This window comes from Nostoc sp. ChiVER01, from assembly GCF_034531155.1.
Taxonomy (GTDB): domain Bacteria; phylum Cyanobacteriota; class Cyanobacteriia; order Cyanobacteriales; family Nostocaceae; genus Nostoc.
Map to the genome: position 1 here is coordinate 62,197 of NZ_JAVRBS010000009.1, position 23,304 is coordinate 85,500.

Here is a 23,304-nt window from a genome sequence, read left to right on the forward strand (position 1 = left end):
GCCCCGCTCCACTAACGCAATTAAAAAACTTAGAGATACTTACCTTTGAGGGTTTATATCTGTTTTATAATTTAAGTGAATTGGTATAAGAGAGTCATGATTAATTTCTTTTGTGAAGAAATTCAAAGTTTGACATCTTGCACCAACTAACTGGTGCAAGATGTCAGAAATCTGATTTAGCTCAACAAAAGACTACACAATTCATCGATTTGTTGACTTTGGTTAGATATTAATCGATGGGCTATAGCTTGTAACTGACGAGTATTTTGGAGTTTGGTATTATCTATTTCTTCTAATTCACTATCTAACAACGTTTGAAAGCGATAATAAAAACTTTGAGCTTCTTTATCAGTAGGTTCAAACAACTGTTCTAATTCTCCAGCTACCACTTCACTACTACCGTCAAACATAATATTTAAAAGTGGTCTTCCCCATTGTAAGAGTCCCCAATTTTTGACTTCTTTATAAGGGTAGACACTCGTCAGCGAACCCGTACCTAAAGAAACTACTAAAATATCTTCTGTTTTGAGAACTTTTTGGGCTTTTCGTTTACTACTAATTTGTGCTTCTAAAATAGCTAAATGGGCTGGATTATTAGCAAATACTCCACCATCGATTAAAGTATAGGCGATGCCGCTATTATGGGGGTTTACAAGCCGATGGGGGGCAAAATAAGTCGGAGTGGCACTAGTTGCTAATGCTGCATCTAGGAGCGTAAAACCGCCACATAACTTCTGAAAATTCTTAGATTCTATTTGCTGCTTTTCTAGTTGGTTTGTAAAAAATATCGGAATTCGCTGCTCGATATCATAACTCGTTACAAAAACTTCTTTGAGATTATTTTCTATAAGGGCGTTATCAAAATATTTTCTGAAAATTTCTTCTTTGCTTTCGGAAGGATATTTTGGCTGGAGAAATATATCCTCTAATGGGCCAAGTATTCTTTCAAACAATGGCTCATAAAATATTTCTACCCCATACTCCAGAAATAGCTGTAAAAGATCCTCAGCAGTGTATTGGGCTACAGGCAAGTTATCAGATACATCGGAACTTAATCGGGGTTTAGTTAGTCCAAGTGCTAAAATTCCGCCACTGGAAGTACCAGTAATTAAATCAAACAAACTAAATATAGGTTTTTGTGTCCGCCTTTCAATTTCTGCTAGGAGTAATGCCGGAATAATGCCCCGAATACCGCCTCCATCAATGGAAAGTATTTTATATTTGGGACGGGCTGTTGTATTCATGGTTTCTGGCGATTCCTCCTGAGTTAATATTTGTGCTTGTTGGATATTGATGGGATCTTCAGTTTGGTCTGTTTTGGTTTCCTCGGCATGTGGTTCGAGGGCGATCGCAGTTGGAATAATCTCGGATTGTTGGCTGTTTATTTCTGTCTGTTGAATTTCCTTTGGTTGGTTTTCGTCGTCGCTTACTAACGATACCGTTGTTGCTAATAAACTTGTAGTTAGTGGTGAGATATTTTCTTCAGGAATAACTGCTGTCTCAGTTTGGATTTCTTCAAGTTGAATATCTTCTTGATTGGATGATTCTGCTGCGAATGGAACTGGATTTGATGATTGTATTGCAAATGGAATTTCTGCTAAAGTCCAAATAGGATTACCACGAAAATTTCCTTGGTAGGACTTTCCAGTTTGATTTTTGACAGTTGTACCTTGCCCTTCGTCTAATTTCCAGTAAGCTACTAATCCTGATTCATCTCCAGCTATTAACCCACAACGATGAATCTGTATTTCTGCTTTAGTACAGGGATAATTCCAAACGCTAATGTTTGCTAATTGTCCTTTGAAGTAGACTTGTTTGTGTAACGTTGCTCCCAGAGTTATAGAACTTGTGGCTTTGTTTAAAGATGAACCTCTGAGAGAATCGTTGTATTCGCGCTCGTCAAGATATACGGTTAGCTGACCACTATTAAAAATAATAGCAAAAAAGTGCCATTGTCCTATAGTTAATTCTCCTTGCCCAAAGGTTTTAATACCCTTGCTAACACTTTCATCAATGTAGACATCTAGGCTTCCCGTTTCACTGATGCCGAATTCAAAATTGTCACTGAATCTCTCTGAAGAACGGGCAAAAAATACATTGCGCGTCCCGTAACTAGTGGCTTTATTTGTTAGTTCATGTGGATTTATCCATCCGGAAACCGTAAAAGCTGAACTTCCTTGAGCAAAAACGCCGCCAATATCGTTTCTACCGAAATCTATATAATCATTTACCCCATCAAATGTTAAAACTGTTTGTGTATTTACTAGGTTGAACACAAGGATTTAATCTCCAAATATCAATAACTCACAATTTTCAATAAAGAACTTAAGATTAATAAATTTAATAATGGAATCTCATTAACACCTTTTGCAATAGAAAAAAACAAAAATATATAAGGATTAATATCCTAATTTTTATTAGTCAGTAATACTTCTGCGATCGCTTGCGAAATGGGGTAGTGTGGTGAATATATCTCCAGCCAAAAAAATTCCCCGACTGGGTTAACTTCAAGGAATACATGGCGACCATCGGGCGTGACAATAATATCAATTGCTCCATAATTTAAGCCAAAATAAGCTATCAGTTTGAGCAGTTTTTTCTCAATATCTTCTGGCAAGTCGTAGGGTTGCCAATTTTTAACTAAGGCTCTCCCCTCTTTGCGCCAGTCATAAGTAGATCCTTCTAAGCTTTGGGAATCTACTGCGGCAGTGAATACGCGGTGTCCGACAATAGTTGTCCGCAATTCTAGCGCCTTGGGCACATTTTCTTGAAAGGTCATCGGACAAAAACGCAGTCCTTCCATATTCTCCAGATCATTATTTGTAACTGGAGTGGTAAACACAACGTTTTCTCGCCCCTGCTGATCGTAAATAGCAAAAGAAGAAAGCATTTTGGTAACTATACCTTGGTTACACTCTTGAGCAAATTGCTTGACTGCTTCTGGATTGTTTGAAGTCAGAGTACGTGGAGTTACAAGACCTATTTTGCGTGCAACTTGCAATTGTAGTTGCTTATTATTAGCTCGATCCACATTGGACATTTTATCAAAGTGAAATCCTTGAAGGCTGGCAATCATACCCCTGACTGTGGCGCGACATTCGTTAATTGATGCATCTCTGTATTGCTTGTCCATTGAGTCGGGAATTTTTTCTCCGTAGCGCATCCGCTGATACCAAACTGAGGAGACTTCACTCAAATCTAGCTTTTGTTCGCCATCAGTAATAATTACTCGTTCACTATCGCCGCAGTAAATATCTAGCTTGACTTCGGTGGGATATCTGTCTGTGTCAAACCGAAATGCTTTTTCTCCTCTAGCCTCAATTTCTTTGATGACTAGAGGAATACTTTCGTTGTCTTTACTAAACGTAACTATTAATACGGTCATAAAAAGTATGAACAGTGAAGTATGTAGACACCTTTTGGGTGGCTTGCCGCGGGCTAATATCAAATATTAAGTTTTTGATTATTCATTCTTTGTTTGAAGTAGGGCGTCTGCGATCGCACTTGCAATCGGTAAGTTTAAATCCTTTTCCAGCATTCCCCACTCCCCCACAGGGTTGATTTCCAAAAAGACGTATTCCCCTGATGGTGTGACGATGAAATCTAAGGCTCCAAACAACAGCCCAAATTTCTCCATAAAGGCTTTGAGACGACGAATTACTTCATCAGGAAGCTGGTGATGTTGCCATGCGCCAACTTCAACACCAGGTTTACGCCAATCAACTTTGGCTGCTGCATACATATCTGCATTTAGCGCCCCCACAAATACATTACCATTCACATACACCATCCGTAATTCCTGTTGCTTTGGAATTTGCTCTTGAAAAACCATTGGGCAATAACGCAGTGACTCAGCATCAACTAAATCTTCTTCTTTGACGATGCTGGTGTACAGAAAAAACGAGGAGTTAGCTTCCATACTGCGGGAAAGAGCAGTTAAGAGCTTGCTCACCATTTTGCCGTTGACTTGCCCAAAAAACTCTCGTGCTGCTTGGGCTTTGTTGGTGACAAGAGTCTGGGGAATAACAAAGCCTACTTCAGACGCAATCCGCAGTTGACGCAGCTTGTTACTTGCATAATCTATCCGCTCTAAATTATCTACCCACGTAGCTCCGTTGAGGCTGTCCCAAAAAGCATCTAAAGTTGCAAGTGATTCTCTAACGCAAGCTTCTCGGAACTTTGGCGCTAATTCTTGACTCAGTTGTGGTTCCCAAATACGGCGCATCCATACAGCTTGCACCTGCTCTGTGTTGATAGAGCGGTTGTTACATTCTATAGTGTGGTAGCTTTTAGACTTATCAAAATGTGCTGTTAATTGCACTTCTAGAGGAAACTTATCAGTATCTAGACGAAATGGTTGCACCCCTTTTTTTGATAAGGCTTCTGCCACTCTATCTATTGTAAAGAAATCACCACTGTGGGTGATTAATAAAACAACATCACGAGACAGGTGCATAAAATATTTTTTTGAGAATTTTAGGAGGTAGCTATTCAAAAATAGCAAACAAATTGCCTTTTAGAAACCAAAAATTTTAGATGATTTAGGGATCTATAAAAAGCAATCATCTCCATCTTATGGATAAGGCAATATGAAAGCGATCGCCTACGGCGGGCGCTCTGCGCCATCGCGTCTCTATGAGTAGTTTTCAGTTCTTTGATAACTGCTACTCTATTAAATGATGATTCAGCCAATTACAAGGTATCTTTCCGATCAGAAAGGTACTTTCAGATGTAAAAGAGTAAATTATTTATCTTCCAAATCTGAAGGAAACTTGTAAGTCCAAGGAACCTCTGTTCCTTCAGTAGCTTGCTCTGACAAGAAACGTGTAAAGAATGGTAACGCTACAACATCCACTGTTTTTACTGTGTTTGTAGGCATGAGTTTCCTTAAAAAAATTAACTTGTTTTTCAACTTAAATGTATATCATTAATTAAATATATTTTCAAGGTCAGTTAAGACAGTTATGACGTTAAAGCAGTTAGGAAAGTTAAGAAATTTAGGAAACTTAAGCAGGCAGCTAAGAAAAAGTATTTAAGAATTAATATCAAAATCATCAATATTAAACTATGAATTAGAACAAAATTTGAATCCAGCAAAATCCTTATTGGATATAACTTACAGCAAACTATTTTTTTTGGTAATTTGTTTCTTAAATTTCTTAAATTTCTTAAATTAATTATTTTCCAGGCTGTTGCATTTTATCTAGAAAAGTGAGATCATGCTCTAATTGAAATTAGAAGTATGTTAATTTAAAGAAAGCAAATTAGTTTCAAGGATAAATTAGAAAATAGTCTTTCTCAAAAAAAAGTAAAGTCATCAGTCATAGCAGGAGTTAGTTATACTGTGATCGCAGCCACACTTACAGCATTGACAACTCCGTTTAGCATCGTAGGAGGTATAGAGATGTTAGTCTAATAACGGTTGTAGGAGATACTTTAATGGGATATGTGATTAAAGTCATTATTAAGGCTATTTATGCAAATGTAGCAAGACCAAATCAGTAAAATTTCTTATCAAATAAATTAAAAATTTACTTATTATAGAAGAGCTAAAACCTTGTTAGATATGCAAATTTATGTATATCAAAGGTTTAGTAAGGTAATATTGATTAAAATAAATAGGATATTTAGGAAGATTTAGAAGCTAATACAGTTAAATCATTAGAGTGAGTTTTTAGTGAGTTTAATTATGAATGATGAAGCAGAAAATATTAATATTCAGTCAGAGGCGATCGCCATTATTGGTATAGGGTGTAGATTTCCAGGAGCGAATAATTATAATGAATTTTGGTATAATTTAGAGAAGGGAGTTAATAGTGTAACGGAGATACCTCAAGAACGATGGAATATTGATAACTTTTATTCTTCAAATATCGAACTTCCCAATACAAGTACTAGTAAATGGGGAGGATTTATCGAAGATGTAGATAAATTTGACGCAAAATTTTTTCAGATATCAGAGCGAGAAGCTCGGCGAATAGATCCTCAACAAAGGATCATGCTAGAACTGAGTTGGTCATGCTTAGAAGATGCTGGATATTCACCATTAGAATTATCAGGAAATAACGTTGGTGTTTTTATTGGTGTTTGTAATTTCGATTATAAAGAATTACAAGATAAGGGCGAAGTCATTGAAGGATATAATTCTACAGGTACATATACTTCTATTATTCCCAATCGAATTTCCTACTTTTTCAACTTTCATGGCCCTAGTATTCCGATAGATACTGCTTGTTCTAGCTCACTTGTAGCCATACACCAAGCAGTGAATACACTCAATCAAAATGAATGTGAGATGGCGTTAGTTGGTGGTGTCAGTGTATTGTGTACACCGACTAGTTATATCTCTTTTAGTAAGTTGGGTATGTTATCACCTGAAGGGAAATGCAAAACCTTTGATGCTCAAGCAGACGGTTATGTGCGAGGTGAAGGGGCAGGTGTCATTTTATTAAAACCTTTGAAAAAAGCAGTTGAGGATAAAAATTATATTTATGGAATAGTTAAAGGTAGCGCCATAAATCATGGTGGTCATGCGCGTACTTTAACTTCTCCCAATGCTTATTCTCAATCACAAGTTGTGAGGTCTGCATGTATAAAAGCAAATATTACACCTGATACAATATCTTATATAGAAGCTCATGGAACAGGTACGCCGTTAGGCGATCCAATTGAAATTAATGCTTTAAAACGAGCATATACACAACTATATCAGCACTATGGTATTGAACAAACCGCAGAAAGCTATTGTGGATTAGGTTCAGTAAAAACAAATATTGGACATTTAGAATCAGCAGCAGGTATTGCTGGGATCATAAAAGTATTATTAGCAATGAAATATAAAAAATTGCCAACAATTAACAACTTTCAGCAATTAAATCCTCGAATCAAGTTAGATGGTAGTCCCTTTTATATAGTTAAAGAAACGAAAGATTGGCAACATTTAAAGACAAAAGAAGGGAAAATTATTCCTAGACGAGCAGGGGTAAGTTCCTTTGGCTTTGGGGGTGTTAATGCCCATATAATCCTAGAAGAGTCGTTAGTGCCAGAAGAAATAGTGGTGACGAACATTGAGCGTCCAAGCCACTTGATAGCACTTTCGGCGAAAACTGATAAGGCTTTAGAAGAACTAGCAAAAAGATATCAAATTTATTTAAAATCTGATTTAAAGATATCGTTAGCAGATATTTGTTACACCGCCAACACTGGGCGAAGCTCCGGAGGAGCCGCTTCGCTAACGCATTTTGACTACCGCCTTGCTATTGTGGCCGACTCTAGAGAGCAGTTGGTCGATCGACTCAGTGCTTTCGCATCTGGGAAAGACATCACCGGCTTAATTAGCGATAAACCTGGCAAAAAGCCAGCAAAGATAGCCTTTTTATTCACTGGTCAAGGCTCTCAGTACATCAATATGGGTCGCCAACTCTACGATAGCCAACCCATCTTTCGCCAAACTATCGAGCAGTGCGATGAAATTCTCCGCCCTTATCTGAAGGATTCTTTGTTAGAAGTACTTTATCCTACCCAGACTCTTGAGCAATCATCTTTGTTGGATGAAACTGCCTATACCCAACCAGCATTGTTTGCTTTTGAATATGCCCTGTATCAACTGTGGAAATCTTGGGGCATTGAACCAAATGTGGTGATGGGTCATAGTGTAGGCGAATATGTTGCGGCAACTGTCGCAGGCGTTTTTAGCCTAGAAGATGGACTTAAACTCATTGCCTATCGGGGACAGTTGATGCAGCAATTGCCTTCTGGAGGCGAGATGGTTTCACTAATGGCTTCCGAGGAAACAGTTCAAAAAGTTATAGCGCCATTTCATGACACAGTGGCATTAGCAGCCATCAACGGGCCTGAAAGTGTAGTGATTTCGGGAGCCAGTGAAGACATTGCTGCTATTTGTCAGCAACTGTCAACACAGGGGGTAAAAACGAAGCGGTTACAAGTATCCCATGCTTTCCATTCTCCATTCATGACACCCATGTTGAAGGAGTTTGAGCAAGTAGCTAGTCAAATAACCTACAATCAACCCCAGATACCATTAGTCTCTAATATCACCGGACAAATTGCTGATGAGAATATCACCAATGCACAATACTGGGTGAATCACATCCGACAAACAGTGCGGTTTGCCGATAGTATGCAGAGATTACATCAACTTGGGTATGAAGTCTTTTTAGAGGTTGGGCCTAAGCCAATTTTGTTGGGTATGGGTCGTGAGTGCTTGCCTGAGGGTGTGGGTTGGTGGTTGCCTTCTCTGCGTCCGGGAGTGCCAGAATGGCAACAGTTGCTTTCTAGTTTGGGTGAATTATATGTAGGGGGAATGGCAGTAGATTGGTCAGGGTTTGACCGTGACTATTTCCGCAAGAAAGTTACATTACCCACTTATCCGTTTCAACGACAGCGCTATTGGATTGAGAATACACCCCCTAAACCTCAACGGCAACAAAACTCGACAAAACTGCACCCATTATTAGACAAAAAGCTCCAGTTGCCCTTAAGCAAAGAAATCTTGTTTGAGTCTGAATTCAGTAGCCAAACCCTACCGTTTTTAGTAGATCATCAAGTTTATAACCAAATTGTTGTGCCTGGAGCCTGTTATCTCTCCTTGCTATTGGGTGTAGCAGATTTGACTTTTGCCAGTGAGTCATGTCTGTTAGAAAATATAGTTTTCCCTCAAGCATTGGTTATCCCAGAAGATAAAGCACGCACAGTACAGCTGGTACTGTCTTTTGAAGAGAGTAGCGCATCTTTCAAACTTATCAGCTTTGATCCAGTTGCAAATAGTAGTACTCAGATAAGTCAGTGGCTAGTCCATGCCACAGGGAAAATTTCACAAGGCGTTAACATTGCACCAGAAACTGTCTTTCTCCAACAGATACAGACGCGCTGTACTCAACAAATAGCTGCTGTGGAAATTTCCCAAAGTTGGCAAAATCGGCAGATTCAATTTGGTGCAAGCTTTCAGTGGCTTGATTGTGTCTGGTGTGGAGAAGGAGAAGCCCTAGCCAAGCTCAAATGGCTTGATCTAGTAGATGATTTAGAGAAGTATCAATTATATCCAGGTCTTCTGGATTCCTGCTTGCAACTGACCAGCTTTTTCTTCCCTAGTGAAGACACTTTTGTACCCTTCGCAATTGAAAGTTTCCAATTTTACCAACGTCCCCAAAGTCAGCAGTTATGGTGTCATGCAGTACGATGTCTCCAAGGGGCTACGCCTACGCAGTCTGAGAACTCCGATTCGGACAACCTTGTAGTAAATATCAGGCTATTTGACGTTAACGGGCAGTTGATTGCAGACATCAAAGGTTTTGAGGCTAAAAAAGCAACTCCCAACACTTTATTGCAAAGTCTCCAGCTAGACTTGAAAGAAAATTCTGTAGAAAATTGGCTGTATGAAGTAGAGTGGCAACCTCAAGTGCGCTTTAGCAATGAGCAACTGTCTCCAAATTACCTGCCAGCACTTGCAGAAATTAGCCCTAAACTTCAGCCACAATATTCTCAATTGATGGCTGAACCACAGCTAAAAGTTTATCAGGCAGCAGTCAGCCAGTTAGAAGCACTCAGCATTAACTATGTGCTGCAAGCCCTGACAGCAATGGGATGGAAACCGCAATTAGGGCAGCGCTTCACTACAGATGCGATCGCTAACCAGTTAGGAGTAGTCAGCCAACATCAACGGCTATTCAAGCGACTACTAGAGATGTTAGCAGAAGTAGGGATATTAGAGGCAAAAGCTTTGGAATGGCAAGTTATCCGCGAGCCAGAAGACATCGCTTTGCAAGCTGAATTAAATGCCCTGTTAACTCAATATCCAATAGCAAATGCTGAATTCACTCTTCTAGGACGTTGCGGCCTATCATTAGCCCAAGTACTAAGGGGCGAATGCGATCCATTGCAATTGCTTTTCCCCGAAAACGACTCAACTACAGCCCAGTTATATGAGAATTCGCCACTGACAAAAGTGATGAATATCTTAGCTCAACAAGCCATAATTTCACTTGTCGAGCATTTACCAACTGGACGGGGATTAAGAATATTGGAAATCGGCGCGGGAACTGGTGGAACAACCTCTTATTTACTACCACATTTATCCTGTGAGCAAACCGAATACCACTTCAGCGATATTGGGATCTCTTTTACCCAAAAAGCCCAAGAGAAATTCCAGGATTTCCCATTTGTAAAATATCAAGTATTAAACATTGAAAAAGATCCCTTTAGCCAAGGATTTGAAAAGCAGCAATATGATGTAATTGTGGCTGCCAATGTCTTGCACGCTACCCAAGATTTACAACAAACCCTCAAACACACCAAGCAATTATTAGCACCACAGGGCATATTAATTTTATTGGAAACAACTCAGCGTCAGCGTTGGCTGGACTTAATCTTTGGGTTAACTCCAGGATGGTGGCGATTTAACGATTTACACTTACGTCCAGACTATCCCTTAATTAGTGCTGCCCAATGGCAAGAAGTGTTGCAAGAGACTGGGTTTACAAGCACAGTTAATATATCATCTACTCAACAAACTCAAAGCGTTTTATCTCCAGCAATGCTAATGCTGGCACAAGTACCACCATCACCAAACGAGTTGGTACAAGTTGAGCAAAAACATTGGCTGTTATTTGCAGATCGGCAAGGTATAGCGCAACAATTAGCTGACAAGCTAGATACTCACTCACAACTTTGTACCTTGGTATTTGTTGGTGAGGAATATGAACAATTAGACCAGCAAAAATTCAAAATTAACCCAAGCAACCCACAACATTATCAAAAGCTATTGCAGGCAATCAATAGCAAACCCTTGAATTTGTATGGTGTAGTTCATTGCTGGAGTTTAGATACAGTTAAAGCAGCAGAACTCACCGCAACCGATTTAACTGCGGCATCTTTACTAGGATGTGGTAGCACCTTGCATTTAGTCCAGGCATTGACAGGGACTAATTTATCTGCTTATCCTCGCCTCTGGTTAGTAACTCAGGGAGCAGTGGCGATCAGCTTTGCTAACCTAGAGGGATTAGTGCAATCAAGCTTGTGGGGAATGGCAAGGGCGATCGCTACCGAACATCCAGAACTCAACTGTGTGCGGGTAGATTTAGCTCCAAAGGCAGATGCAAAAGTTGTGCAAGCCTTATTTGAGGAAATTTGGTTTCCGACTAAAGAAGACCAGGTTGCCTTTACAGACCAACTGCGTTATGTCGCTAGGTTAGCTCGCTATCAGAAGCATAAAGATTATCTAGAAACAGCAGCACCAAAACCTCTAAAGTTCCGTGAAGATAGTACCTACCTGATAACTGGCGGTATGGGTGGTTTGGGTTTATTGGTAGCTCGTTGGATGGTGCAACGGGGAGCAAGGCATTTGGTCTTAGTTGGGCGTAGTAGTGCAAGTGCTGCTGTTCATAAGCAACTTCAAGAGTTAGAACAGGCTAGCGCTCAAGTAAATGTTATTCAGGCCGATGTGTCTGATGTCGAACAAATCACAAAAGTACTCTCAGAAATTGAGCAAACTCTACCACCACTGCGCGGAATCATTCATTCTGTTGGTGTTTTGGATGATGGCATTCTACAACAACAAAACTGGCAACGCTTTGCAAAAGTTTTGGCTCCAAAAGTAGAAGGAGCTTGGCATCTGCATACTTTAACTCAGAACCAGCCTTTAGACTTTTTTGTGATGTTTTCTTCTATAGCTTCTTTACTTGGTAATGCAGGTCAATCTAACCATGCGGCAGCCAATGCTTTTCTTGATGCTTTAGCCCATCATCGCCAGGCTCAAGGACTAGCAGGTTTGAGCATTAACTGGGGAGCTTGGTCACAAGTAGGAGCCTTCGCAGAGCGTCAACTTGATGAGCAAACAAAAACACGGGGTATTGGAACGTTTAACCCAGAACAGGGATTAGTTGCTTTGGAGCAATTATTATGTCAATCCTCTACTCAAGTTGCAGTTATGCCTATGAATTGGGTGCAGTTTTTGGAAAAATCCAATTCAGTTTCGCCGTTGTTCGCTAACTTTTTGCAAACTTCAGTAAAAACTGTGGTTATGCAATCTGAGATGGTTGAGCAAATAAAGACAACAAATATTACCAAGCGCCGAAAACTTTTGCAAGATCATATTTTTTCACTAGTTGCTAAAGTCCTCGGTTGGCATTTGTCAGAATCCATTGATCTACAGAAAAACTTTTTTGAGTTAGGGATGGATTCGCTAACTTCTTTAGATTTGAAAAATCACCTACAAAAGAGTTTAAAATGCTCTTTACCGCTAAATTTGGTTTTTAAGTATCCTACTGTAGATTTGCTAACTGATTATCTATTGGAAGAACTTGGCTTAGATTCTGATTATGAATTAGATAAAGAAGTTCAAGAGGAAAGTAATGAACCATTTCAACTAATAAATATTGCAAGTAATAATAATAGAATTAAAATAGAATTATGAATTTATTAAAATTTTTACAAGACATTTCTTTTAAAGGAATTGAATTGGAGCATGATGGAGAAAAATTGCTAATAGATGGTTCGGAAAGTTTATTAACTCCTGATGTCATTGCTCAACTCAAACAACACAAAACTGAAATTTTACAGTTACTGCGCGATCGCCCAGATATTTTAAATATTTATCCTCTTTCCTACGGTCAACAATCCCTGTGGTTTCTATGGCAATTAGCACCTAAAAGCGCAGCCTATAATGTAGCTTTTACCTGTCGTATCTGTTCACTTATAAATGTTACGACTTTACAAAAAAGTCTACAAATTATTTTTGAACGTCATCCACAATTACGTAGCAAGTTTTTTAAGCAAGATAATAATGTTGTTCAACAGATCCATCAAACTCAGTTCACAGATTTTCAGCAGATAAATGCCTCTACTTGGAGAGAGCAGGAGCTTGAGCAAAGAGTTTTTCAGGAATACCAACAACCCTTCAATATCGAAAATGATTCGATAATGCGGGTGCGTTTATTCAGTTGCTCACACCAGGAACATATCTTGTTAGTGACCATACACCATATTGCTGTTGATGCTTGGTCTGTATTATTACTAATAGAAGAGTTAATAACGGTCTATCTTGCACTAGAGTTAGGTGTTCAGCCATCTCTAACTCCTCTAAAGCACTCCTATATAGATTACGTTCGTTGGCAAAGAGAATTATTAACCAGTACTCAAGGAGAAAAACTGTGGAACTACTGGCAGCAAAAACTCGCAGGGGAGTTGCCTGTACTTAACTTGCCAACAGATAGACCAAGACCAGCCATACAAACCTACAACGGCGCTTCTTATAATTTCAAGATATCCCAAAAGCTCACAGAACAACTGAAAAAGCTAGCTCAAGCAGAAGGCGTGACCCAATACATGGTTCTGCTAGCTGCATTTCAGGTTCTCTTGTATCGTTACACGGGGCAAGAGGATATTCTGGTTGGTGCGCCCACATCAGGTAGAACTCAACCGGAATTTGTGCCACTAGTTGGCTATTTTGTCGATCCCGTCGTTATGCGGGCAAATCTTTCAGGAAATCCTAGTTTTCAAGAGTTTCTGACTCAAGTTTGCCAAACAGTATCAGAAGCATTAGCGCATCAAGATTTTCCCTTTGCTCTACTAGTAGAAAGATTGCAGCCACAGCGCGATCCGAGCCGTTCTCCTATCTTTGGGGCTGTATTCAACTTCCTTTTCCAGAACTTGGGGCAGTTTGAGCATACGCAACAACTGTGGTTAGGAGGTGAAGTAGATAAAGAAGGAATTAAACTCAAACCTTTTGAAATGCCTCAGATGGAGGGTCAGTTTGATCTAAATCTGACGATCGCAGAAGCAAGTTCTTCTTTATCTGGGATTTTTAAGTACAATACTGACCTTTTTGATGTCAGCACTATCGAGCGGATGCTGGGGCATTTTGTGACCTTGCTGGAAGCAATTGTGGCTAATCCACAACAAAAGATTTCGCAATTGCCAATGCTTACAGAAGTTGAGCAACACCAGTTATTGCTTGAGTGGAACAACACACAAGTGGAGTATCGCCAGGATAAGTGTATCCACCAGTTATTTGAAGAACAGGTTGAGCGAACCCCGGATGCAGTAGCAGTTGTATTTGAAAATCAACAACTGACTTACCACCAGTTGAACTGTCGCGCTAACCAGTTGGCGCATTACTTGCAGTCTTTGGACGTGGGAGCAGATGTGCTGGTTGGGTTGTGTGTGGAGCGTTCGTCGGAGACGTTGCCGGAGGCATCGCTAGAAATAATCGTGGGAATATTAGGTATTCTCAAAGCGGGTGGAGCTTATGTGCCACTCGACCCTGAGTATCCAACTGAGCGTTTGCGTTTTATGCTCGAAGATGCTCAAGTTAAAGTATTGTTAACACAACAGCACTTAGTAGAGTCAATTCCTCAACATCAGGCGCATCTTGTCTGCTTAGACAGCGACTGGGAAAAAATTTCTCAAGAGTGCGAGTCAAACCCTTCTTACACCGCCACACCCGATAACCTAGCATACGTCATCTACACTTCTGGTTCTACAGGTAAGCCCAAAGGCGTTTTAGTCAACCATTCAAATGTAGTTCGTCTGTTTGCAGCGACAAACTCTTGGTATAACTTCAACTCTCAAGATGTCTGGACACTGTTCCACTCTTATGCATTCGACTTTTCCGTATGGGAAATTTGGGGTGCTTTACTGTATGGTGGACGACTGGTAGTAGTGCCTTATTTAGTGACGCGATCGCCCGAATCCTTCTTTAAGTTATTAACTCAAGAGAAAGTCACAATTCTCAATCAAACACCCTCAGCTTTTCGTCAGTTGATTCAAGCCGAACAGTCAACGGCAACTACCGACAATTTGAACTTACGCTTGGTTATCTTCGGTGGAGAAGCCTTAGAACTGAAAAGTTTACAGCCTTGGTTTGAACGCCACGGCGACCAATTGCCACAGTTAGTAAATATGTACGGGATTACAGAAACAACTGTACATGTAACTTATCGTCCATTGAGTAAAACCGATTTAAATGGCACAGCAAGTGTAATTGGTCGTCCGATTCCCGACTTACAGGTGTATGTGCTGGATGAATATAAACAGCCAGTGCCGATTGGTGTTCCTGGTGAAATATACGTTGGTGGTGCAGGGGTGGCGCGTGGCTATCTCAATCGTCCGGAACTTACAGCACAGAGGTTTATATCTAGTCCTTTTGACAATTCAAAATTATATAAAACAGGAGACTTGGCGCGGTATTTGCCCAATGGCGAGTTAGAGTATTTAGGACGAATTGACCAACAAGTGAAGATTCGCGGCTTCCGCATTGAGTTGGGAGAAATTGAGGCATTACTAGCGCAACACCCAGCTGTTTGGGAAAGCGTGGTGGTGATACGAGAGGATGAACTTGACGACAAACGTTTAATAGCTTACGTAGTGCCGAAGGTGAAACAATCTTCTACAGTCGCAGAACTACGTCAGTTCCTCGCCAATCAACTCCCCAGCTATATGGTGCCAAACACTTTTGTGATGTTGGAGTCCCTGCCACTAACTCCCAATGGCAAAATAGACCGCCGCGCATTGCCAAAACCGGAGTTAGACAGCACACTGCTAGAAAAATTTGTTGCCCCACGCACCCCAATTGAAGAAATGCTGGCACAAATTTGGGCGCAAGTGCTGAGAGTAGAGCAAGTAAGCATTTACGATAACTTCTTTGAACTTGGGGGGCATTCGCTACTAGCAACTCAACTGCTTTCACGCATTCGCAACATTTTCAAAGTAGAACTACCATTGCGTAGTCTGTTTGCCGCAGCAACACTAGCCGAATTGGCACAAGAGATAGGACAGTTGCAGCAACAAAATTTAGAAAAAACCTCCCTACCGATCTTACCAAGAGCAAGGGACGCAGAATTACCACTGTCTTATGGTCAACAGCGTTTGTGGTTTTTAGACCAGTTCGAGCCGAACAGCGCCATTTACAACATACCTACAGCTTTGCATCTTCAAGGAACTCTCAAGGTTGCAGCCTTAGAACAAAGCTTGCGAGAAATTATTCATCGCCATGAAGCTTTACGCACCAACTTCATCACAGTTGATGGAAAACCTTCTCAAATCATTCAAACACAAACAAATTGGACGTTCTCAGTTGTTGATTATCAGCATTTATCTACAACTGAACAAAAAATTGCTACACAGCAATTAGCGCAAAAACAACTTATTCAACCTTTTGACCTAGCAACTGAAGCATTAATTAGGGCGACATTAGTAGTGCTTAATAAGACAGAACACGTCTTGTTAGTCTATATGCATCATGTTGTCTCTGATGGCTGGTCAATGGGTGTATTTGTTCAGGAGTTAGCAGCACTGTACAATGCTTATTCAGTAGGTCAGCCGTCATCATTAGCACCACTTACGATTCAGTACGCAGATTTTGCAATTTGGCAAAGACAGTGGTTGCAAGGGGATGTACTACAAAAGCAATTGATTTATTGGCAACAACAACTGGCAGATGCACCAGGTTTATTGTCGCTTCCCACAGACCGACTGAGACCTGCTGTGCAAAGTTTTGCAGGGGCATATCAACAGTTTGCACTTTCCAAGCAGCTAACTAGTGGGTTAATACAGTTAAGTCAAGAGCAAGGAGTTACCTTGTTTATGACGCTGTTGGCAGCTTATGATACTCTGTTTTACCGCTACACAGGCGTGGCAGACATTTTGGTTGGTTCACCGATCGCAAATCGCGATCGCAGTGAAATTGAAGGGTTAATTGGCTTTTTTGTCAATACCTTAGTGATGCGTACCAACTTATCAGGCAATCCTAGTTTTTGTGAGTTACTGGGTCGCGTTCGGGAAATGGCAATGGATGCTTACTCTCATCAGGATTTGCCTTTTGAAATGTTAGTAGAAGCATTACAGCCAGAACGGGATCTTAGCCATACACCACTGTTTCAGGTGGCGTTTGTCCTCCAAAATGCTCCCATGTCTCAATTGGAGTTGACTGGGTTAACCGTTAGTCCACTGGTAGTAGAAGGTACAACTTCCAGGTTTGATTTGACCTTATCAATGGAGAACACTGCTGCTGGACTGGTGGGGCTTTGGGAATATAACACTGATTTGTTTGATTCTAGTACCATTGAGCGAATGACTGGTCATTTTGTGACGTTGCTTGAAGGTATTATTGCTAATCCAGAGGAACGGATTTCTCAATTGCCTCTGTTGACACAAGTTGAGCAGCATAAATTATTAATTGAATGGAACGATACTCAAGCGGATTATCCCCAGGATAAATGCATCCATCAGCTATTTGAGGAGCAGGTGGAGCGCACCCCAGATGCAGTGGCGGTAGTGTATGAAAATCAACAGATTACTTATCGAGAGTTGAACGCTAAAGCAAATCAGCTAGCACATTATCTACAAACCTTGGGTGTGGGGCAAGATGTGCTGGTGGGGTTGTGTGTTGAGCGATCGCTAGAAACAATCGTGGGAATATTAGGCATTCTCAAAGCGGGTGGGGCTTATGTGCCACTTGACCCCGATTATCCGACTGAGCGTTTGCAATTTATCTTAGAAGATGCTCAACTTTCGGGGCTGTTAACCCAACAGCAATTAGTAAAATCTCTTCCCAAACATCAGGCGCGTGTCATCTGCTTAGACACCGACTGGGAAAAAATTTCTCAACAGTCCGAGTCAAACCCTTCTTACACCACTACATCCGATAACCTAGCATACGTCATCTACACTTCTGGTTCTACAGGTAAGCCCAAAGGCGTTTTAGTCAACCATTCAAATGTAGTTCGTCTGTTTGCAGCGACAAACTCTTGGTATAACTTCAACTCTCAAGATGTCTGGACACTGTTCCACTCTTATGCATTCGACTTTTCCGTATGGGAAATTTGGGGTGCTTTGCTTTATGGTGGACGACTGGTAGTAGTGCCCTACATGGTGACGCGATCGCCTGAGTCTTTCTATCAATTGTTATGTCAAGAGAAAGTCACCATTCTAAATCAGACACCCTCAGCCTTCCGTCAGTTGATTCAAGCCGAACAGTCAACAGCAACTACTGGGGATTTGAACTTACGCTTGGTTATCTTCGGTGGAGAAGCCCTAGAACCCAAGAGTTTACAGCCTTGGTTTGAGCGTCATGGCGACAAATCACCCCAGTTAGTGAATATGTACGGTATTACGGAAACTACTGTACATGTAACTTATCGTCCATTGAGCAAAGCCGATTTAAATGGCACAGCAAGTGTAATTGGTCGTCCGATTCGAGACTTACAGGTGTATGTGCTAGATGAATATCAAAAGCCAGTACCAATTGGCGTCAAGGGTGAAATGTACGTTGGTGGTGCAGGGGTTGCGCGTGGCTATCTTAACCGTCCTGAACTGACAGCACAGAGGTTTATTTCTAATCCCTTTAGCGACAACTCAAAAGCACGACTATATAAAACAGGCGACTTAGCTCGTTATCTGCCCAATGGCGAGTTAGAGTATCTAGGGCGCATCGATCAACAAGTAAAGATTCGCGGCTTCCGTATCGAACTTGGAGAAATCGAGGCGGCGCTAACACAATACCTGGCTGTGGGGGAAACCGTAGTAATCGCCCGAGAGGACGATCCTGACAATAAGCGTCTGGTAGCCTATATCGTTCCCGACCAAGAATATGCCTTTCCAATTTTACAACTACTTCGTTTTAAAAACAGAGGTCTACTTAATGAAGGGTTACTCTATGAGTTGCCAAATGGCATGGTGATTGCCCATCTGAATAAAAACGAGACAGAATTCGTCTACAAAGAACTTTGGGAGGAACAAGCTTATTTAAAACATGGCATCATTATCAATGAAGGGGATTGCATATTTGATGTAGGTGCCAATATCGGCCTGTTCGCACTCTTCATGGGTCAAATATGTAAAGATGTTACTATTTACGCATTTGAGCCAATTCCGCCTGTTTTCGATCTGTTACGCATAAATACTGAGGGCTATGGTTTAAATGTGAAACTGTTTAATCTTGGTCTTTCCAGCGAGATCAAGAGTGACACCTTTACATATTATCCTCAGGTTTCCGTAATCTCTGGACGCTTTGCTGATGCCGATCAAGAGCGAGAGGTGATCAAATCCTTTTTGCTCAAACAACAGACTATAGCAAATGAGACAGAAATATCTAGTCAGGCAATTGATGAACTGCTAGCAGAACGATTGCAGAGTCAGCAATTCACTTGCCACTTAAGAAAAATTTCTGATGTGATTGGTGAGCATGGTGTTGAGAGGATCGATTTGCTGAAAATCGACGTGGAGAAAAGTGAGCAGGATGTGCTTTCTGGTATCCAGCAAGAAGATTGGCAAAAGATCCAGCAGATAGTTGTAGAGGTTCATAACATCAATGGAAGGTTGGAGGAGATTGCAGCGCTACTAAAAGAACATGGATACGATTTAACTATTGAGCAGGATACTTTACTAGAAGATACTGTACTCTACAATATCTATGCCAGACGACCATCCATAAACCAGTACCTCCCAGACGAGGCTAATAGCAGCAGGTTAGTCTGTGATTCTTTAAAACCGATCTGGAGCAGTTCGAGTTTATTACTCAGTGAGGTTCGCCGCTTCCTGCAAAAGAAGCTACCCGAATACATGGTGCCATCAGCCTTTGTACTGCTGGAATCCTTACCCTTGACATCTAACGGCAAAGTAGACCGTCGCGCTTTACCTGCACCAGAATTAGACAGAACACTGCTAGAAAAATTTGTTGCCCCGCGCACCCCAATTGAAGAAATGCTGGCACAAATTTGGGCGCAAGTGCTGAAAGTAGACCAGGTAGGCATACATGATAACTTCTTTGAACTTGGGGGACACTCGCTGCTAGCAACCCAACTGCTTTCACGCATTCGCACCAGCTTGAAAGTAGAACTACCATTGCGTAGTCTGTTTGCCGCCGCGACAGTTGCCGAATTAGCTCATCTTATTGGGCAGTTGCAGCAACAAAAAATAGAACTAATTTCTCCATCCATCTTACCAAGGGCAAGGGATGCAGAATTACCACTGTCTTATGCTCAACAGCGTTTGTGGTTTTTAGATCAGTTACAACCGAACAGTAGCTTCTACAACATACCCATAGCTTTACATCTAGTAGGAACTTTCAATCAAGTAGCTTTAGAACAAAGCTTGCGAGAAATTATTCATCGCCACGAAGCGTTACGCACCAACTTCGTCATAGTTGATGGAAAACCTTCTCAAATCATTCAAATACAAACGAATTGGACAGTCTCAGTTGTTGAATTGCAACATTTGCCAACACTTGCACTGAGCGAAGTCGTTGGCGCAGCCTCTGCCTCAGCAGAAGCGAGCGAACAAGAAATTGCAAGACAGCAATTAGTGCAAAAACAAGCTATTCAACCATTTGACTTGGCGAACCAAGCATTAATTAGGGCAACATTAGTAGTGCTGTCCGAGACAGAACACGTTTTGTTGGTGTGTATGCATCACATTGTCTCTGATGGCTGGTCAATAGGTGTGTTTGTCAAAGAGCTAGCAGCACTGTACAATGCTTACTCTCAAGGTCAGCCCTTACCCTTAGCCCCATTGCCAATTCAGTACGCAGATTTCGCCATCTGGCAGCGAAACTGGTTGCAAGGGGATGTACTGCAAACTCAACTCTCGTACTGGCAACAACAACTAGCAAACGCACCAGCTTTCTTGTCGCTACCAGCCGACCGACCTAGACCAGCTGTGCAAACCTTTAATGGCGCACATCAAGAGTTTACACTTTCAATGGAGCTAACTGCTAGACTGGCAAAACTGAGCCAGCAACAAGGAGTAACGCTATTCATGACGCTGTTGGCAGCCTTTGATACCCTACTTTACCGCTACACAGGACAAGAAGATATTTTGGTGGGGTCTCCTATTGCTAACCGTAATCGTAGTGAAATCGAAGGGTTAATTGGCTTTTTTGTCAATACCTTAGTAATGCGTACCAACTTATCAGGCGATCCTAGCTTTAGCGAATTACTTGGTCGCGTTCGAGAAATGGCAATGGATGCATACTCTCATCAGGACTTGCCATTTGAAATGCTGGTGGAAGCATTACAACCAGAACGGGATCTGGGTCACACACCACTGTTCCAAGTGATGTTTGTCCTTGAGAATACGCCCATACCTCAAATAGAGATGGCTGGGTTAAATGTCACTCCATTGATGACAGCAAGCACAACGGCAAAGTTTGATTTGACTTTAGCAATGGAGAACACCGCTACTGGATTAGTGGGGTGGTGGGTATATAACACTGACTTGTTTGATGTATCTACCATTGAGCGAATGACGGGTCATTTTTTGAGATTGCTTGAAGGTATTGTTGCTAATCCCGAAAAGCGAATTTCTCAATTGCCCCTGTTGACACAACCTGAGCAACAGCAGTTATTAGTTGAATGGAACAATACTCAAGCGGATTATCCCCAAGATAAGTGCATCCATCAGTTATTTGAGGAGCAAGTTCAGCTTACCCCAGATGCGATCGCAGTTGTGTTTGTAGACGCGCAAAGCGCGGCTTCTCAAAGAGTAAATCAACAACTGACTTACCAGCAGTTGAATACCAAAGCTAATCAATTGGCGCATTACTTGCGTTCTTTGGGGGTAAAACCAGATGTACTGGTCGGGTTATGTCTAGAACGCTCACTAGACATGGTGATCGGACTTTTGGGAATTCTTAAGGCGGGTGGGGCTTATGTGCCACTTGATCCTGACTATCCCCAAGAACGTTTGAGCTTCATGTTAGAAGATGCTCAAGTTTCAGTACTGCTGACTCAACAGCGACTTGTTGACAAACTGTCACAGCATCAAGCAAACCTTGTCTGTTTAGATGAGGTATGGTCACAAATTACCCAAAACAATCAAGATAATCCCGTCAGTGAAGTCAGAGCTTTTCATATAGCTAATGTAATTTACACGTCAGGATCTACAGGTAGACCCAAGGGCGTGATGGTTGAGCATACCGGACTGTGCAACTTAGCTCAAGCTCAAATTAAGACTTTTGGCTTGCAAAACTTCAGTCGTGTTCTCCAGTTTGCTTCCCTGAGTTTTGATGCTTCTATCTGGGAAGTTGTGATGGCTTGGGGGTCAGGGGCAACACTTTACCTGGGAACAAAAGACGCTTTACTGCCAGGGAAACCGTTAGTTGAGCAGTTACGCAATCATGACATTACCCATATCACGCTCCCACCATCGGCCTTAGCAGTTATGCCAGCAGAGGAACTTCCGGCATTGCAGACTATGATTGTGGCAGGAGAAGCTTGTTCTGCTGAATTAATCAGGCAGTGGTCTGCTGGCAGAAACTTTTTTAACGCTTACGGCCCGACGGAAGCTACTGTCTGTGCCACGATTGCAAAATGCACTGATGGCGACGAGAAAATTTCTATTGGTAAAGCGATCGCCAATACACAAGTCTATATTTTAGACAAAAATTTGCAACCAGTACCGATTGGTGTGCCTGGAGAGTTACACATCGGTGGTGTGGGGTTAGCCAGAGGCTACCTCAACCGTCCAGAATTGACACAAGAGAAATTCATCTCCAATCCTTTTGAGGAAGTAGGAGGGAGTAAATTATATAAAACTGGAGATTTAGCGCGTTACTTACCAAATGGCAATATCGAATACTTGGGGCGAATTGATAACCAAGTAAAAATACGTGGTTTCCGCATTGAGTTAGGTGAGGTTGAAGCAGTACTGAGCCAACATGGTGATGTGCAGATATGTTGTGTCATCGCCCGTGAAGAAACTCCAGGCAATAAACGCTTAGTCGCTTACATATTACCGCATCCACAGGCGACTTGTACTGAGCGGAGTCGAAGTACACCCACAACTAGCGAACTACGACAGTTCCTTTCTAATAAACTGCCTGGGTATATGGTGCCAGCCGCTTTTGTGATGCTGGAGTCCTTACCCCTGACACCTAACGGCAAAGTAGACCGTCGCGCTCTACCTGACCCAGATTTACATCAGGAACTATCAGATTATGTAATGCCAAATACAGAAGTAGAAAAAATCATTGCTGGTATTTGGCAAAAAGCACTGGAAGTAGAAAAGGTGGGAGTTTACAATAATTTCTTCGAACTAGGAGGACATTCGTTACTACTAGTACGAATTAATCAGCAATTGCAAGAAGAATTTGGTTTACAACTGTCAATAGTTGATATGTTTAATTATCCAACTATACATACTTTAAGCCAACACTTGAATACTAAATTAAATCACGAAGATACTTCTATAGAAAAGAGTTCTCGTACTCAAGCTCATAGTGATAGTAAATTTTTAAGAAACCAACAATTACAACTTAGACAACAGCATCGTTCTCAGAAAAAAAGGTAAAAA

At 41.3% G+C, this 23,304-nt stretch carries 6 protein-coding genes; 2 read left to right on the top strand and 4 right to left on the bottom strand.

Annotation, left to right across the window (positions count from 1 at the left end):
- Positions 1 to 176 precede the first annotated feature (176 nt).
- From RMY00_RS14280 to RMY00_RS14295, 4 genes are all read right to left on the bottom strand, one after another.
- Positions 177 to 2,276 carry a patatin-like phospholipase family protein gene (locus RMY00_RS14280; RefSeq protein WP_322648171.1) on the bottom strand — a complete coding sequence of 700 codons (2,100 nt, stop codon included), beginning with the start codon at positions 2,274 to 2,276 and terminating at the stop codon, positions 177 to 179.
- Between the two features lie 131 nt (positions 2,277 to 2,407).
- Positions 2,408 to 3,385, bottom strand: a complete 978-nt coding sequence (locus tag RMY00_RS14285; RefSeq protein WP_322648172.1) for an MvdD family ATP-grasp ribosomal peptide maturase — start codon at positions 3,383 to 3,385, stop codon at positions 2,408 to 2,410.
- A 78-nt stretch (positions 3,386 to 3,463) separates the two neighbouring features.
- Positions 3,464 to 4,456: an MvdC family ATP-grasp ribosomal peptide maturase gene (locus RMY00_RS14290; protein WP_322648173.1), complete on the bottom strand. Its 993-nt coding sequence runs from the start codon at positions 4,454 to 4,456 to the stop codon at positions 3,464 to 3,466.
- A gap of 288 nt (positions 4,457 to 4,744) precedes the next feature.
- Positions 4,745 to 4,879: a hypothetical protein gene (locus RMY00_RS14295; protein ID WP_322648174.1), complete on the bottom strand. Its 135-nt coding sequence runs from the start codon at positions 4,877 to 4,879 to the stop codon at positions 4,745 to 4,747.
- Positions 4,880 to 5,689: 810 nt separating this feature from the next.
- On the opposite strand from RMY00_RS14295, the gene RMY00_RS14300 reads away from it, so the two are divergent.
- Positions 5,690 to 12,430 carry an SDR family NAD(P)-dependent oxidoreductase gene (locus RMY00_RS14300; RefSeq protein ID WP_322648175.1) on the top strand — a complete coding sequence of 2,247 codons (6,741 nt, stop codon included), beginning with the start codon at positions 5,690 to 5,692 and terminating at the stop codon, positions 12,428 to 12,430.
- Positions 12,427 to 23,301, top strand: a complete 10,875-nt coding sequence (locus tag RMY00_RS14305; RefSeq protein ID WP_322648176.1) for a non-ribosomal peptide synthetase — start codon at positions 12,427 to 12,429, stop codon at positions 23,299 to 23,301. The genes RMY00_RS14300 and RMY00_RS14305 overlap by 4 nt, the downstream gene beginning before the upstream one ends.
- Positions 23,302 to 23,304 lie beyond the last annotated feature (3 nt).